The organism is Geobacter sp. OR-1, assembly GCF_000813145.1.
Lineage (GTDB): Bacteria > Desulfobacterota > Desulfuromonadia > Geobacterales > DSM-12255 > Geoanaerobacter.
This window is the reverse complement of sequence record NZ_BAZF01000005.1, coordinates 23,972-39,711: the sequence shown is the minus strand read 5'-3', so window position 1 is coordinate 39,711 and position 15,740 is coordinate 23,972. Positions and strand designations below refer to the sequence as shown.

At 54.7% G+C, this 15,740-nt stretch carries 13 protein-coding genes; 6 read left to right on the top strand and 7 right to left on the bottom strand.

Annotation, left to right across the window (positions count from 1 at the left end; genetic code table 11):
- Positions 1 to 9: 9 nt before the first annotated feature.
- Positions 10 to 231, top strand: coding sequence for a sulfurtransferase TusA family protein (locus tag OR1_RS06630; protein WP_041970850.1), 222 nt, complete (start codon positions 10 to 12; stop codon positions 229 to 231).
- A 45-nt stretch (positions 232 to 276) separates the two neighbouring features.
- On the opposite strand, the gene OR1_RS06625 is transcribed toward OR1_RS06630, so the two are convergent.
- The 4 genes from OR1_RS06625 to OR1_RS06610 all read right to left on the bottom strand — a co-directional run bounded on the left by OR1_RS06625 (position 277) and on the right by OR1_RS06610 (position 7,322).
- Entirely contained in the window at positions 277 to 2,301 is a 2,025-nt protein-coding gene (locus tag OR1_RS06625; protein ID WP_041970849.1) for a response regulator, read from the bottom strand.
- A complete protein-coding gene (locus tag OR1_RS06620; protein WP_160295218.1) occupies positions 2,291 to 4,597 on the bottom strand; it encodes an ATP-binding protein in 2,307 nt (768 codons plus the stop codon). Before OR1_RS06620 ends, OR1_RS06625 begins: the two co-directional genes overlap by 11 nt.
- Positions 4,598 to 4,611: 14 nt before the next feature.
- Positions 4,612 to 5,526, bottom strand: a complete 915-nt coding sequence (locus OR1_RS06615; protein ID WP_041970848.1) for an ABC transporter substrate-binding protein — start codon at positions 5,524 to 5,526, stop codon at positions 4,612 to 4,614.
- A 107-nt stretch (positions 5,527 to 5,633) separates the two neighbouring features.
- Complete coding sequence (locus tag OR1_RS06610; RefSeq protein WP_052440299.1) at positions 5,634 to 7,322, bottom strand: thiamine pyrophosphate-binding protein; 1,689 nt, start codon at positions 7,320 to 7,322, stop codon at positions 5,634 to 5,636.
- Between the two features lie 235 nt (positions 7,323 to 7,557).
- On the opposite strand from OR1_RS06610, the gene OR1_RS06605 reads away from it, so the two are divergent.
- From OR1_RS06605 to OR1_RS06595, 3 genes are read left to right on the top strand one after another with little or no spacing between them, the layout of a single operon-like run.
- Positions 7,558 to 8,307: an SDR family oxidoreductase gene (locus OR1_RS06605; protein ID WP_041970845.1), complete on the top strand. Its 750-nt coding sequence runs from the start codon at positions 7,558 to 7,560 to the stop codon at positions 8,305 to 8,307.
- 31 nt (positions 8,308 to 8,338) lie between these two features.
- Positions 8,339 to 9,145: a citrate synthase gene (locus tag OR1_RS06600; RefSeq protein ID WP_041970844.1), complete on the top strand. Its 807-nt coding sequence runs from the start codon at positions 8,339 to 8,341 to the stop codon at positions 9,143 to 9,145.
- Positions 9,142 to 9,975: a citrate/2-methylcitrate synthase gene (locus tag OR1_RS06595; RefSeq protein ID WP_041970842.1), complete on the top strand. Its 834-nt coding sequence runs from the start codon at positions 9,142 to 9,144 to the stop codon at positions 9,973 to 9,975. The genes OR1_RS06600 and OR1_RS06595 overlap by 4 nt, the downstream gene beginning before the upstream one ends.
- Here OR1_RS06595 and OR1_RS06590 read toward each other — a convergent pair.
- Positions 9,955 to 12,051 (bottom strand): TonB-dependent siderophore receptor, encoded by a 2,097-nt coding sequence (locus tag OR1_RS06590; RefSeq protein WP_041970841.1) that lies wholly within the window; start codon positions 12,049 to 12,051, stop codon positions 9,955 to 9,957. The two genes, OR1_RS06595 and OR1_RS06590, sit on opposite strands and share 21 nt — an antisense overlap.
- A gap of 298 nt (positions 12,052 to 12,349) precedes the next feature.
- Here OR1_RS06590 and OR1_RS06585 point away from each other — a divergent pair, with 298 nt between their 5' ends.
- Together OR1_RS06585 and OR1_RS06580 are read left to right on the top strand one after the other, a co-directional pair.
- On the top strand, positions 12,350 to 14,107 hold the full coding sequence (locus tag OR1_RS06585; RefSeq protein WP_052440298.1) for a bifunctional UDP-sugar hydrolase/5'-nucleotidase: 1,758 nt from the start codon (positions 12,350 to 12,352) through the stop codon (positions 14,105 to 14,107).
- Between the two features lie 103 nt (positions 14,108 to 14,210).
- Entirely contained in the window at positions 14,211 to 14,702 is a 492-nt protein-coding gene (locus OR1_RS06580; protein ID WP_041970840.1) for a DUF4118 domain-containing protein, read from the top strand.
- Here OR1_RS06580 and OR1_RS06575 read toward each other — a convergent pair.
- Together OR1_RS06575 and OR1_RS06570 are read right to left on the bottom strand one after the other, a co-directional pair.
- Positions 14,696 to 15,283, bottom strand: coding sequence for a hemerythrin domain-containing protein (locus tag OR1_RS06575; protein WP_041970838.1), 588 nt, complete (start codon positions 15,281 to 15,283; stop codon positions 14,696 to 14,698). The two genes, OR1_RS06580 and OR1_RS06575, sit on opposite strands and share 7 nt — an antisense overlap.
- A complete protein-coding gene (locus tag OR1_RS06570) occupies positions 15,283 to 15,738 on the bottom strand; it encodes a hypothetical protein (protein ID WP_052440297.1) in 456 nt (151 codons plus the stop codon). Before OR1_RS06570 ends, OR1_RS06575 begins: the two co-directional genes overlap by 1 nt.
- Between the last annotated feature and the right edge of the window lie 2 nt (positions 15,739 to 15,740).

Sequence of the window (15,740 nt, the reverse complement as noted above, 5' to 3'; positions counted from 1 at the left end):
AGGATATTCATGTCTGTCCAGCAGCTCGACGCACGCGGGTTGAAGTGCCCGCAACCGACTCTGAAGGTAACCGTTATGGCCACAAAGATGAAACCGGGCGATGTGCTTGAAGTGCTAGCAGACTGTTCGACGTTCGAGAAGGATGTCCGTGACTGGTGCGGACGCGCAAAGAAAACGCTTCTCTGGATCAAGGAGGAAGGGGGGGTAAAGCGTTGCCAGATCCAGTTTTGAGCGACTGATTGATGAATGTCATTTCTCAGTCGTCATACACAAGGGCTAGTCACCGGACAACGCCTTACGGATGGAATCGTTCAGGCTGTTTCTCGCATACGGTTTCAGGATGTACCCCTTGATCCCGGCTTCTTTGGCCAATTTTTCGTTGATCTGCTCGCTGAATCCGGTGCAGAGTATGATCGGGATTTCCGGTCTGATCCCCAGGAATTCCCGGGCCAGTTCTTTGCCGGTAAGTCCCGGCATGGTCATGTCAGTAATCACCAGATCAAAATTCTTCGGCGCTGCCCGGAACAGCTCCAGTGCCTCACGGCTGCTCAAGGTAACAGTGACGGAGTAGCCTAAAGATTCGAGCAGTTCCTGCCCCAGATCCGCCAGCATGGCTTCGTCATCCACAAACAGGATTCGCTCCGTACCCCTGGCCTCTGATGTCTTCGATGCCTCAGGACTGACCGCGTCGCCGCGAAATTTCGGCAAAAAGATATGAAAGGTGGTTCCAAGCCCCGGTTCACTATAGACGCTGATTGCCCCGCCGTGGCTCTTGACGATTCCCTGGACCACAGCCAGTCCCATTCCGGTCCCTTCGCCCACCTTTTTGGTCGTGAAGTACGGATCGAAAATCCGCTCCCTCACGCTTTCTTCCATGCCGTGGCCGGTATCACTGACCGTCAGTCGCAGGTACGGCCCCTGTCTGATATCCGGATGAAAAGAGATAAGCGGGGCATCGGCTTCGATATCCGTCAAAGATACGCTTAACACCCCTCCATGGGGGCGCATTGCATGCGCCGCATTGGTGCCGAGATTCATCAAGACCTGGTGAAGCTGGGTCGGATCAGCAAGGACTGTGTCCCCACTTACAGGGGTATGAACCTGCTGATTGATTTCAATAGTGGACGGAAGCGTGGATCGGAGTAGTTTGAAAACTTCATCAATAATTGTAGCAAGTTGCACCGGCTTTCGCTTCTGCTCGCTCTGGCGGCTGAACGTAAGGATGCGCCCCACCAGATCTTTGGCACGGGTGCTTGCTTCCTGCACCCTTTCCAGGTCTCGCAATGCCGTGCTGTCATTGGGCAGCTTGCTTAGCGCCATATCGGTGTAACCGATCACAGCGGTCAGAATGTTATTGAAGTCATGAGCTATGCCGCCGGCAAGGGTGCCGATCGCCTCCATCTTCTGGGACTGCCGGAGTTCCCGCTCCAGTTTCAATTCATGGGTAACATCCCTGAGGATGCTGACATAATTGATGATGGTCCCTTTCGAGTCCCGCACCGATGATACCGTGGTATCGGCCTCGAAGACGGAACCATCCTTTTTCCTGGTGGTTACGCGGCCCGACCAGTCGTTGTCCCGGTCTACGGCTTCGCGGATCTGAAGGTAATAGTCCGGATCATTGGTATCACATTCGAGAATGCCGGTTGGCTGGCCGATAACCTCATCCCTGGAATATCCGGTCGTCCGTTCGAAGGCAGGATTCACATAGGTGATGAGTCCCTGTGCATCGGCCATGTAGACTGCCTCCGCAGCCTGTTCTATGGCGCGGGCCAGACGCACCCGTTCTTCTTCCGCCTGTTTGCGCTGGATAATTTCATCATGCAGGGTATCGATAGTCTGTGCCAGTTCCGCAGTCCGTTCCTCAACCCGTTTTTCCAGGGATTCCTTCGCTTCCTGCAAGCGGGCAGTCAGCTCCCGGATCCGCAGGTGCACCGAAACCCGGGCGAGAACCTCTTCACGCTGGAATGGCTTGGTGATGTAATCCACTGCCCCTGCTTCAAATCCCTTCACTTTATGTTCGGTCTCTGCCAGTGCGGTCATGAAGATTACCGGGATATCCCTGGTGCTTTCCCTTGTTTTCAGCCTGCGGCAGGTCTCGAAACCATCGATTCCGGGCATCATGACATCGAGCAGGATCAGCCCGGGTTGAGCATACTCAGCCCGGGAGATCCCGCTCTCGCCATCCTCGGCCACGAGGATGGTATAATCGCAATCCAAAAGATAATCCGTAACAATGTCCAGGTTTGTGGGATCGTCATCAATCAGAAGGATGGTTGATTCCGTTGAGTCAACAGTCATCACTATTCCCCATATATTCTTCCAGTAATGCAAGGATGGCCTTAGTCCGGTAGGTACTGGCAAGTTCCCGCAGTTTGCCCGCAAACGGGCGATAATTGGGTTGATCCTGTTCCAGTTGCACCGACCAGGTCTGGATTTTGCGGATATCCCCGCGTAGCGCAAGTTCGTGCACCTCTTTAAGCCGATCGAGCGGCGGAATATCAGTCAGGGAGAGGTGCTCGTAGGATTCGGCAGCTGCAACTGAAGAGTGCAGTTCGTCCGTTGTCATGATCCATGAAATCGCGAGCAGTTCTTTGATCCGCTCCAGCAGCAGGTTTATCCGGATCGGTTTGGTCACGAAGGCATCGCAGAGGGTCATGAACTCTTCCTTGAACCCCGAATCCGTTACCGTCGCCGATGCCCCGATGATCTTCACCCCGGAAAGCTCCTGCCTTTTCCGCAGTTCCAGGGCGGTTTCAAAGCCATCCATCTCCGGCATGACCAGGTCAAGGATCATCAGGTTCGGACAATGATCCGCTGCCAGTTGCAGAGCGGTCCGGCCGTTTTCCGCAGTGGAAACGTTGAAGCCGAGCGGGTCCAGCAGCGAAACCAGCATGGACGTATTGTTCATGTTGTCGTCCACCACCATGATGCTTTTGCGCTCGCCCTGATAACCGATGACGCTTTGCTGTTTCTCCGGAGCAATATCCATCTCCAGTACCTGCGGCAGCGGCACTTCGATCCAGAAGGTGCTGCCGCTGCCAAGGATGCTCTCCACCCCAATTTTGCCATTCATCAGCATCAACAGCCTCTTGGAGATATTGAGCCCCAGACCGGTACCTTCCCTGACCTGCCGGTTGGCCGACAACTGCGTAAAGGGTTCGAAGACGGCTTCCAGCTTGTCAGAAGGAATGCCGATCCCGGTGTCGGTTACCTCGCAGCGCAAAAATGCATCTCCAGGCCGGTCGTAGGCCACTCTAAGGGCAACCTCCCCCTTGCGGGTGTACTTGACGGCATTACTCAGCAGATTCAGCAGGATCTGGCGCAGTTTTCGTTCGTCACCCTTTACATACTGCGGCAGCGGGGTAACAGACTCATAGGAGAACCGCAGTTCCTTCTCTGCAGCTTGCAGTTTGGTAAGGTTATATACCTGCCGGATAAGTGCCGGCAAATCGAAGGGGGTATCGGCGATCTCCATCTTGCAGGCCTCTATTTTGCCCACATCCAGAATATCGTTGATCAGCATCAACAAATGCTCGCCGCTGCTATGCATTATGTCCAGTTGCTGTTGCTGGGTGTCGTTTATGTTCTCCTGGCGCTTGAGAATCTGGGCATAGCCGAGTATGGCATTCAGCGGCGTGCGGAGTTCATGGCTCATGCTGGAGAGAAAATCGCTCTTGGCACGGTTTGCCGATTCCGCCTGCTCCTTGGCAACGGTCAGTTCTGCAGTGCGTTCCGCGACCAGATCTTCGAGATGGTCGCGATGGCGCCGCAGTTCATCCTCCCTCTCCTTGATGGCCCGGCTCATCCGGTTGAATTCCGTGGAAAGCCTGCCGATCTCGCTTTTGGGGGAAGAGATCCTGACCTCGGGGTGTTCCCCCTCCTGCACTTCTTTAACCGCATTGATCAGGGTATACAGTGGCCTTGATGCCAGGGTTATGAAGAGATAAAGGAGCAGCACGCCGGCAATGGAAAAGGCAATAGCCAGAATGCCGCTGCGTAATATGATCTGATGTTCCGATTTTTCCATGACCTCTTTGGAGAGCCCGATACGTACCCATCCGATCTGTTCGCTGACAGTCGGGGGGGTGTCTGCCCCTTCCAGGAGGAAGAAAGCATCGGCAGTCTTGATAGAGACCACCGGGACAATGAACTCAAAGAACTGGTCATGCTCGGTTAGACTGATGGTTTTGATGGAGTCGAGAGGGGGAGATGACGCCAGGGGATGGGGTTTCCCCTGATGGAGCAGGATTTCGTACCGTTGGTTGAGATACGATACAAAGGCAATGTCTTTGATCTGCATCACTGAATGGGCTGAGCTGTTGAGCTGCTCCAGGTTTTCCGACAGCAGCGGCAGTTCGGCGGTTCTTGCTGCAATTGCAGCGACGGTCTCCCCTTTTTTGATGATTTCGTTTCTGAGGATTTTTCTTTCGGTCGAGATCGACTCAGTCGTATATACAATTGAGATGATCACGATCATCGGAAACATGAACAGCAGCGCCTGACCTTTGAATGTCAAAGGGGTCAACGCTTTCAACCAGCGGGCAACCCTGCTGCCGTTCGCCAGGTTATCTCGATTCGTGTTTGTACTTCTCATTGCCGACATCGGCCTCACTGATAGATTCGTTTTGCCTTTCTCAACATCTCATCAGGCAACTCGATGCCCATTTTATGCGCCGAGTTGTTGTTGATATACAGATGGTACTTTCTGGGCGGAGAGGAAGGGATTGCTCCGGCATCCCTGCCATCCAGGATGGCTTGGACCTTTTCCCCGATCTGGCGGCTGACCGTCTTGGGGTCGAATACCAGTGCAAACAGCGATCCCTGTTTGACATTTGCTTCCGAAATCCCGAGCAACGGGATATTTTTCCGGAAAGAAAACAGGTAGACATTTGACATGACCGAAGCGGTCAGCAGGTTGACGTCCGGGAGCAGCAACAGGGCTTTGGCGTCGGTAAGCCGGTTGACGGTGTTGACCAGATCCGAGGAGCTGCTGACATGGTACGTGTCTACAGGAGAAGAGTTGCTGCCGAGAAGGCTTTTAATCATGGTTTGGCTCCCCACGACGGAGACCCTGCTGAGCGAAGGGAGATATCTTCTGAGGGTTGCCACATATTCGCTTACCGGAGGAGACATGTACACGCCGGTAGTGTTTGCCCTGCCGCTTTTCGGCGGTGCGACAACGAGGCCATAGACAACTCCGACTGATGTCGGCAATCGCTGTGCCTCGGCCAGAGCTTCCATCCCGAGAGCCACGACAACCTGGGCATCTTCCCGATCCACAACTGCCCCGAGTTTCCCTTTGACCTCAGCGATAGAATACTCCTTGCATTGCGATCTGAGGGAAAGCTGAATCTCGGAAACTACGTCGGCTACCAAAGCGTATTGGATGTCCCCAACGATGAGGACCTTGGCTGCGCAGGCCGGTGAGACCAGCAGCAAGAAAAAGATGAGGGCAAATACCCCGGAGAGGAAATGGCGGTGCGGATACAGCGGGACTCTAATATGTGGGAAAGAGGCGTCCAATGGCAGTTCCGGTTAATCCCGCCCCAAGCGAGGGGGCTGGATTCTGTTTTATTGTCAATGCGTCGAATTATCCAATATTATTACAAGAGTGAATATACTATCTTTTTTCAGGTGTAAAGCTTTTCTAACGATGTAATGCGCGAATGTATCGGTGGAACTTCTTCCGGATCGATGATGACATCCAATACCGTCGGGAGTTGTGACGAGATAATCTCATTCATCATCTCCCTGTTTATCTGCCCCGGTTCCGTAATCCTGATTCCCCGCGCCCCCAACCCTTCCGCAAGTTTGACGAAATCCACCTCTTTGAACCTGGAAGGGATTCCCTCCGGTATGCGCGACAGTTTCCTGGCGTGATAAACAGTGCCGAGCATGGAGTTGTTCATTACCACCCAGATTACCGGAATTCCGTGATTTACGGCAGTGGCTACTTCCATGCCGTTCATGAGGAATGAGCCGTCCCCCACCAGGGAGATTACCGGCCTATTGCCTGCAGCCAGCTTGGCGCCGACAGCCGCTGCGGTTGCAAACCCCATGGAAGCGAAACCGAGGCCGACATAAAAAGTGTACGGCTGAGTAATGGTCAGGTGGTGTATGGCCCAGGCCATACAGTTGCCGTTTTCCACAAAATAGACGGCGTCTTCCGGCAGGCTTTCCGCCAGATCCCTGATCAGTCTCTGCGGTTTGTAGGGGACCGCCTCCAACCCCTTCTGGACCTGTTTTAGCTTCGACTTGATCGCCCTGACTTTCCGGCGTCGCTTCTCGCCCATACTGCTGCGAGGTTTGAGAGTTCGGAGCAGTTGGTGGGTCAGTTCGTGCAGAACGGTTTTGGCGTCGCCGGGGATACCGACATCGACGCAGTAGTTTTTCCCGATTTCGTTGCAGTCGATATCGATTTGAATCAGCGATTCCATGGGGCGCAACCGCTTGTCCCACCCCGAGGTCACGAATTCATTGAAACTGGTTCCAACTGCCAGCATGACATCCACATCGTTTTCGAGTATGTATTTCTGTGAAACCGGAGAACCGGCAAATCCCAATACACCAAGGGAGAGTGGGTGCGCCTCGCTTAAGATCCCCTTGGCTTTGGGGGAGGTGGCTACCGGGATATCCATCATTTCGGCCAGCTTCAGTAACTCCTTGTCCGCCCTGGAAAGCACAGTGCCCCATCCGGCGAGGATGACCGGATTCTTAGCTTCCATCAGCAGCTTTGCCGCTTTCCGGACCCCATCCCGGTCAAACCCCAATACCTGCGTAATGTTGCATTGGCCGTGGCTTTCGCCGGATTTCCGTTTCATGATATCGGCCGGGAGATTCAGGTGAACCGGCCCCTTTCTCCCGCTCAACGCCAGCCGCCGCGCCTTGGAAATCATTTCCCACGCCTTTTTCTCGTTGATGACAATATCGCTGTATTTTGAGACATGTCTGAAGATGTCGACGATACTGAAGCTTTGTGTGGCAAATTCCTGTATTGCACCCTTGCCGAAGAGAGAGGTGGCTACCTGGCCGGTCAGGGCGATCACCGGGATGGAATCGCCGAATGAGGATGCCAGGCCGGTAATCATGTTCGTTGCCCCGGGGCCTGCAGTACTGCAGCAGACCGAGATGGAGCCGCTGACGCGGGCGAACCCGTCAGCCATGAATGCGGCTCCTTCTTCGTGTTTGGCCACGATTACCTTGATCGCACTCTTGTGCAGCGCGGTATTCAGCGGTTCAATGGCCCCTCCGGGAACACCGAAAATATACTCGACGCCATGCTTCTCCAGGTAACTGACCAATTCTTCTGCGGCATTCATATCGTCCCCCTTAATGTTCGTATCGAAACTCGAAGTCTTTTCTTGAGTGATTTTCAGTGTTTTTGCAGTTTTTTTCGCGATACTTAAACCCTGTCTTAGCGTTAAGCAGACTAAAGATATAATTGATTAGAGAAAGATGAAATTTTTGTTGATATTTTGTTTGACACTATTTATACAACCGTATTAGTAATATCAATACTTAAGTTTAAAGTATTAGTCGTAAAGGGGGATGTAAGTGCAAAGACTATCGGGTAAGAATGCCCTGATCACGGGCGGAAACAGCGGTATCGGGCTGGCTACGGCCAAACTCTTTTTAGAGCATGGCGCCCGTCTCGCAATAACCGGCCGCGATGCTGCAAGCCTGGAACAGGCCAGGATTGCATTAGGTGGGAATGTCCTGGCAGTCCGGAGCGACGCCGGCAAGCTCAGCGATATCGAACAGCTGATGAAACAGGCGGAAGGGCATTTCGGGAAGCTGGACGTATTGTTTGTCAATGCCGGCATTGCCCAGGCAGCGCCATTTGAATATGTAACCGAGGATGCCTTTGACGAGATGGTGGCGGTCAACATAAAGGGGATCTATTTCACCATCCAGAAGGCATTGCCGCTACTTTCGGCAGGGGCGTCGGTTATTGTTACCACGTCGATCACCAATCAGATGGGATCACCCAATTTCAGCGTTTACGGGGCTTGCAAGGCAGCGCAGCGTTCTCTGGTCAGGTCACTGGGACTTGAGTTGATCGCTAGAGGAATCCGCATCAATGCCATCAGCCCCGGACCGATCTCAACGCCGATGTACGGCCGGGTCGGCTTGCCGAACGAGGTTGAGGAGATGGTTAAGGCCGAAATCCAGGGCAAATCCCCCATCAAGCGTTTCGGTGAGCCGGAAGAAGTCGCCAAGGCCGCGCTGTTTCTCGCCTCTGATGATTCATCGTACATCGTTGGCGATGAGATCGTGGTGGACGGCGGCATAAGTCTCCTATAGCGGCACAAACAACTCTTTGCATAGGTGTTATATGAGTAACGATAAACCCACGGAACAGATCCGCACCCGTATCTGGCTTGAAGAGCCGGAGCCTGACAATCCCTTTGCTACCCGCGCGGCCTACTGTCACGGTTACGATGTCTATGGTGCCATGCTCGGCCAGGCAAGCTGGGTGGAGATGCTTTATCTGCTTTTTCGGGGGGAGGCGCCAACCCCTCCCCAGGCGGAACTGCTCGAAGCAGCGGCAGTGGCTCTGGCCAACCCCGGTCCGCGCGACCCGTCGGTGCATGCCGCCATGTGCGGCGGTGTCGGCGGCTCCACGGCCGCTGCCTCTCTGATTGCCGCCCTGGCTGTCGGAGCCGGACAGTTCTCCGGAGGCCGGGAACTGTTCCTGTCCATGGAGGCATGGAACGGTTGCGGTATGAACATTGAGGCCTGGCAACGTCATATGGCCGCGCCCGGCGAGGACACGGCCTCCATCTGGCCGGCACCGGAGCATCATCCCGGATTCGACCCGCATGGCGTCAGCACCACCACCATTGTAAAGCAGACCCTTACCTGTCTTGCCGGTATGAGCACCGGACCGAGGCTTTCCTGGTTGCAAAAGAACCGGTCGCAGCTCGAGTTCGCTGCCGGTCGCCCCTTGACCATGAGCGGTGTGGTCGCAGCAGCCTTCGTGGATCTGGGTTTTACCCCGGAGCAGGGCGAGATGCTCTACCTGTTGCTCCGCCTTCCCGGCGCAGCTGCCCATGCCCTGGAACAGTGGCAGTATGGTCACAAGAAATTCCCGTTTTTCCGGATAGAACTGGAGAACGATCCGGCCAAGGAGGGGCTATGAACGGACCCGAATTTTTACAGCAGAATGTTGATTGCCTGAAAAGCAGCATGGGCGCATGTTTCCCGGGGGAGAGGGCCGTGTTCCGCGGCCATGACCTGCATGGAGAACTGAAAGATCTGGATTGGATGGAACTGTATGTCTTCGGCATCACTGGTCGCCGCTTCACCCCGGAGCAGTTGCGACTGATGCATGCAATCTGGGTCTTGACCAGTTACCCGGATGCACGCATCTGGAACAACCGGGTGGCGGCCTTGGCGGGGAGCGCGAGAAGCACTGGCACGTTGGGCGTAGCTGCAGCCCTGGCGGTTTCCGAAGCATCAATCTACGGACGAGGTATAGATGTCAAGGCAATTGAATTTATAACTGTTACACGCAAGGCGTTGGACAACGGAGTCGAACTTGCCGACTGTGTGCAGGCGGAGTTGAAAAAACACCGTGGCATTGCCGGCTTTGGGCGTCCACTGGCATCCGGTGATGAGCGTATTGCCCCAATAATGGCCTTGGCCCATTCACTCGGACTTGACGAAGGCCCACATGTACGGCTGGCCTTTGATGTTAACGAATTTTTGCTCTCCGGCCGTTGGAGGTTGGGCATGAATTTCGGCGCAATTGCTGCCGCCTTTGGAGCTGACTTAGGTTTGTCAACCCGCGAATATTATCTGTTTGTTTTCCCTGCATTTCTTGCCGGTATGCCGCCATGCTTCATCGAGAGCGCTCAACGAACCGAAGGAGCTCTTTTCCCCTTGTCGTGCGAGCACATTCTCTATGAAGGTGAGCCAAAGCGGTCGTGGCAACCTGAAGATAGATTGTTAAAATCTGTAAGTTGCTGATACAAAAAATGAAATCCCTCCTCGCGGGAAATCGCCCGGTATCTTTGGCCCCGTTCCGGCAAGGTTTAGTGCCCCACCGGAGGTGTCCGGGTCTTTGAATCGCTGGTCAAAGAGGTTACGAACTGTGGCCTGGATCTCCAGGTTGTCGATCAGGTTCTTGAGAGTAACAGCCAGGTCGACAGTTGTATAGGACGGCATTTCCGGGCGTTTGTCCCCCTGCGGCCTGGGGCGTGGCCCGGTCCAGAGCACATTGGTGTTCAGGTTCAGGTATTTGGTCAGGGCGTAATTCACGATGCCTGAGGCACGGTGAGAAGGCACATAGGGAAGCCGTTGGTCTGTATTGGCATCGCGCGGGTCCTGCCAGGCATAGGCCAGTTTCCAGTAGATGTTGGCCCCATAAGCGCCGTTTAACCCCATCTCTACCCCTTGGGTCTCCGACTTGCCGATATTAGCATTAACGGCAGGTGTGGATGTGGTATCCCAGCCGATCTGGTCGTCGATGGTGCTGTAAAAGTAGTTCATATCTGCAGCAAAGTAGCGGTTTAAGCGCCAGGCAACGCCGGCCTCGAAGGTTTCGATCCGCTCCGGTTTGAGATTTGGGTTGCCGACCACCACCGGGTTATTGATGTTGTAAAGCTCCTGGAAGTTGGGAGCCCTGAATGCCTGGCCGTAGAGGAGTTTCAGGTCGGCACTCTCAAGGAAGCTCCAGACCAGTCCGACCCGCGGGTTGATTGTGTCACCGAAATCGCTGTAATGGTCGAAGCGTCCTCCAGCAGTCAGGTTGACCTGCTCGCAAAGCTGCCATTCATCCTGCAGGTAGGTGGCAAAGATCTGGCGGGTGGCGTCCTTGTTCCAGTTGGCGACCTTCTGTACAGAGCCGAGAGGAGCCCCGGTATTTGGGTTGAAGTTGGCCATTTGCTCGACGTCGTACTGGCTCAACACCTCGTAAGAAACCCCCGCAATCAGGTGATTCCCCTTGAAAAGGTCCCAGTCGAACTGCAGTTCCCCGCCGATTGTCCGGTTCTTTAGTTCTGGCTTGCCGATCATGCCGTCAGGAAAGAGGCCGGCAAAACCGTTTGGGTAGATCTTGGCCTGGCCCCCGATCTGCTCGTAGTAATCATAATAGACCTTCAGGTTTGCCGATAACCCGTCCATTAACTGTAAACCATAGGCCAATTCACCCCAGTAGTTTTCAAGCACGCCGAAACTGTCATCGGTGAGGGCCGAAGCTAGGCCGATATAATGGTTTTCGTTCTGGGTTAGGTAGTGCCCCCGGAAGGTGAGGTCGCCATAGCCGACCTTCAGGAAGGCGTCTGTCTGTTTCGTTTTCAGACTCGGTGTTCCCGGGGCCAGTGAGAACGGGGTTCCTGTCAGGGTGTCCGCCTCGACCCGCAGCCTTGGCCCTTCAGTTTTATAATGGTCCAGGCTGCCGAAAGCGGTGAATTTGTCGCCGATGGCCTTGCCGGCGACCAGGTCGCCTTTGAAGGTATCGAAGCTGCCGCCGCCGAGCTTGGTCTCAACGCCGTCGATCTCCTCGGCATTGCGGGTGATGATGTTGATCGTGGCCACAAAGGCGCTGTTGCCGTACAGGGCCGAACCCGGCCCTCGCACTATCTCTACCTGTTTGACATTCTCCATCGGCAGCTTGTTGGCGACGTTGTACACCAGGGCGCTGCCGTTGGTATTTCTGTTCAGCGAATGACCGTCGATCATGACCAGGATCTTCTCGCTGGCGCCGGTCCTGATACCGCGCACCTCGATCATGTGGGTTCCCCACTCATTGGTCGCGATACCGAAGCCTGGCACCATCTTCAATACATCTTCCAGGTTTCGTGCTCCCATGTTTCTGATCTCATCGGCAGTGATAATTGTGGCAATGGCCGGGGCCTTGCGGAGCGAGGTGTGGCGTTTGGTGGCAGTGACCAGGTCCTGTTCTTCAAAAAACATCAGCAGTTCTTTGCCGTCACCCCGGCTGCTGGCCGCGTCGGGGGCGGGGGGATCGGCTCCCAGGGAGAGGCTATTCAACCAAAGACACAATGCCGATGATGCGATCGCGATCAATGCCATTTTTCTCATATTGCTGTTCTCCATCAAAATGGTAACCTACCAAACATTGTTAGATCTTATGTGGTATACCTTGAATAAGACCCTGCAGCGGCTTAAACCCTGTTCGTTACTATTCTTTGATATGAAAACCTTTGTGTGAACAGATTAATGCGGCTAAAGTATAACCGAGTTTTCGATCTATACAAGTGGACGGAAATCAAATAATTAAGATATGAACTATTCAGCTTTTCGTAATGGCCAGAAAGTTTCAACCCACCGTCAGGACTGCTGAGCGGTGCCGAATCCAAGGCCAGGGAGTGTCACGGTTATGGAGCCAGGAATAAACAATCATCTGAAACGGATACTGACGCAACTGCTCCTTGTAGCGCTGACGGCGCTGCAGCTCTCCTGCAGCAGTCAGCCCGGCAGCTTCAAGCTTACCCTGGCCCATCTGAACGATACCCATTCCCATCTCGAACCGGTTGCCGTAACCCTGAAAATCAACGACATTCCGACTACTGCCCAACTCGGAGGATTTGCCCGGCTGAAGACCGCTCTTGACCGGATGCGGGACGAGGACCCTAATCTGCTGTTGTTGCACGGCGGCGACGCAGTGCAGGGAACCCTCTATTTTACCCTGTTCAACGGCTCAGTTGAGTTCGATTTTCTGAACCGGCTGGGGGTGGATGCCATGACCTTCGGCAACCATGAATTTGATCGGGGGGCCGCTGTCATTCCGGACTGGATAAAGCGGAGCAGATTCCCCTGGCTTTCGGCAAATATCGATTTTTCCGCCGAGCCGGCGGTCTTTCCTCTGGTAATGCCTTATCTGATCAAGGAGATCAATGGCGAACCGGTGGGGATTATCGGGGTCACAACTGAAACAACGCCACAAACCACCATGGATGTGGGCAAAACAATATTCAGGGATCCTGCGGAGAGCACCCGGCAACAGGTAGCTCTGCTTGAAGCCAAAGGGATCAACAAGATCGTCCTGCTCTCGCATCTGGGGTATCAGCAGGACAGCCTGCTTGCAGCCCGGGTTTCGGGGGTGGATATCATTGTCGGCGGTCACAGTCACACTCTTCTGAGTGACGACGCCGAGCTGCCGGCCATTGGGCTGACATCGGAAGGCCCGTATCCAACCGAACTCCGGGCACCGGACGGCAAGAGGGTTCTGGTGCTGCAGGCCTGGCAATGGGGGGATCTGCTGGGGAAGTTGAATGTCACCTTTACGCCTGATGGCGAAGTCAGCAGTTATGCCGGCGGTGCGGTTATCCCGGTGGGCGAAACCTTTACCCGCAACGGGTCGGCGGTGCTGCCCGGCACGGAACCCTACCGGGAGATCGCTGCATCATTAAACCGGACCGGGACTGCCAGGATAGTTGTCGAGGATGCTGCAGTAGCGGCCGCCCTGGCGCCCTATACCGCTCAACTTGAACAGTTCCGCAAGGAGATTGTGGCCAATGCCGCAAACGATATCACAATCGGGGTAAACAGCGGTCCGGGTCCTCTGGTGGCCGATTCGATGCTGGCTGCAGTGCCGAAGGCCCAGGTGGCGATCCTTAATTACGGTGGTGTGCGCAAAGGGCTTGGCGCCGGTAAGATCTCGGTGGGTGATGTGCTGGAGGTGATGCCGTTTGCCAATACCCTGGTGCTGGTTGACCTGACCGGGGCCGAGTTGAAACAGGCGCTGGAAGAGGATATCGACTTCCTGATCGGCAAATTCGGCAAAGATTCGCAGGCACTGCCGTATATCGGTGGAGCGGTAGTGACGGTACAGCCGGCAGCGGCTAATGGATCGCGGGTGACTGCCCTGTTGATCAAGGACGTTAACGGTGTCTATCGACCGGTAGAATCGGGGACCATCTACCGTATTGTGGTGAACGCCTTTGTGGCCAAAGGGGGCGACGGTTTTACCATCATCCGGAATGCCGGTGGTTTTCGCAGCGATACCGGCATCATCGACAGTGATGCCTTCAGGGATTTCCTGAAAAAAATCGGCACAGTCGTTAACCCGGCCGAACAGCGCCTGGTCATTCTCCCCGCAGGAGAGAAGGTGTCAGCATCCGGTCAGCGCTTCTGAATTTGTATCGGGTATCTTCATTTTGCTAAAGTGCGCAGAATTGGTTTACAAATTCTCAATATGAAAATTCCTGGGCGCCACTACTTGGTACGGACTGGAAATCATGGGTGCAAACTATAAACATCGGCTGGCAAGCCTTACCTTGGCGCTGAACGAACGCCGGGGGCTGGTTATTTCGGCGAGTGCCTGCCTGCTGCTATTGATAGGGGCTCTGGATTATTTTACCGGCTATGAGTTCGGTTTCTTTATCTTCTATTTCATCCCGGTCGCCATTACTTCCTGGTTTACGGACCGGCGCACCGGACTGTTTACTGCCTGCATTGCCGCCCTGTTCTGGTATCTCTCGGACCTGCTTTCCCATCACCCCTATTCACGAGCCTATCTGATCTACTGGGAAACTCTCATGCGTTTCATTTCCTTCATAACAACGTCACTGACCCTTTCCCGCATCCGTCAGATTGGGATGGATCAGGTCCGACTTGAGGAGGCGCTGGCCATTGCCCTTGAAGAGAATGAACTGCTGCGTCAACAGATCCAGCTGAAAACTCATCAGGAGGGCGCCCATTCTGCTACTGAGCCGGATACCGGTCAGTAGCGCCATTCTGCAGTCAATCCTGAAGGCCTGATTTTTTCCTGCTCATACCCTTCGACTATATTTTGGTAATGCTCTCTGGAGTTGCCAGATACCCGGAGTTCTGCCCTTTCGTACTCAGCCAGGATCTCGTCCCGCATCGACTCGGGGATGAGCCGCTCTGCCAGGGGATAGAGGATGGTGTCTTCTTTGTCGATATGCTCCCGCAGCAGCGATGCATAGGAGAGGGCATTCCGGGCCACGGAGTTTTCCCGCCCATGAAGTCCTGCCAGCGCTTCTTTGGCCCCTGCTTCCATCCCTTTCACGTAGGCGCGGCCCTTATCGTGTTCCATGAGCATGGCTGCCACCGGACTGTGTTCCCTCGGCATGCCGTTCTTTACCAACGCCTCGAACAGGACATCCTCTTCTTTGGCATGATGAAAGCGGTCGGCGTAGTTGCGGATGAATTCAACGCCGTCCAGGTAAAACTGCCAGTTACTGAAGAGGCCGGTTGTTGTCAAGGCGGCATTGCGTTCCAGCAGTGCTATCATCCGCAGAATGAGTTTGTGTTCGTCCACCAGTGCCTTGGTTATGACCGCTTTCATCAGTTTCTCCTGTTGCCGTCAATGCCGATGACCACCAGCTCCAGCGGTATCTCCCGGCCGCTCTGATGGACCGCCTCCCTGACCATCATGTCGAGTCCCCGGCAGCATGGGACCTCCATGATTGCCACGGTGATTTTTGGGGTGTTGTTGGTCCGGAAGATATTGGCCAGCTTCTCCACATAAGGGGCAGTGTCATCGAGTTTGGGGCAGGCAATTGCCAGCGCCTTTCCTTTCAGCAGCTCCTGGTGCATGCTCCCCATGGCAAAGGCCACGCAGTCGGCGCATACCAGGATCTCCGCTTCTTTGAAGTACGGGGCGGTAGGCGGTACCAGATGGAGCTGTACCGGCCATTGCCGCAGTTCGGAAGCTGCTCTGAAGCCGTTCGTCTCTTCGGTTGTCTCTCTTTCTATAACTCGTGCCATGCTGCCGGGGCAGCCGCATCCCAGGTTTCCCATGT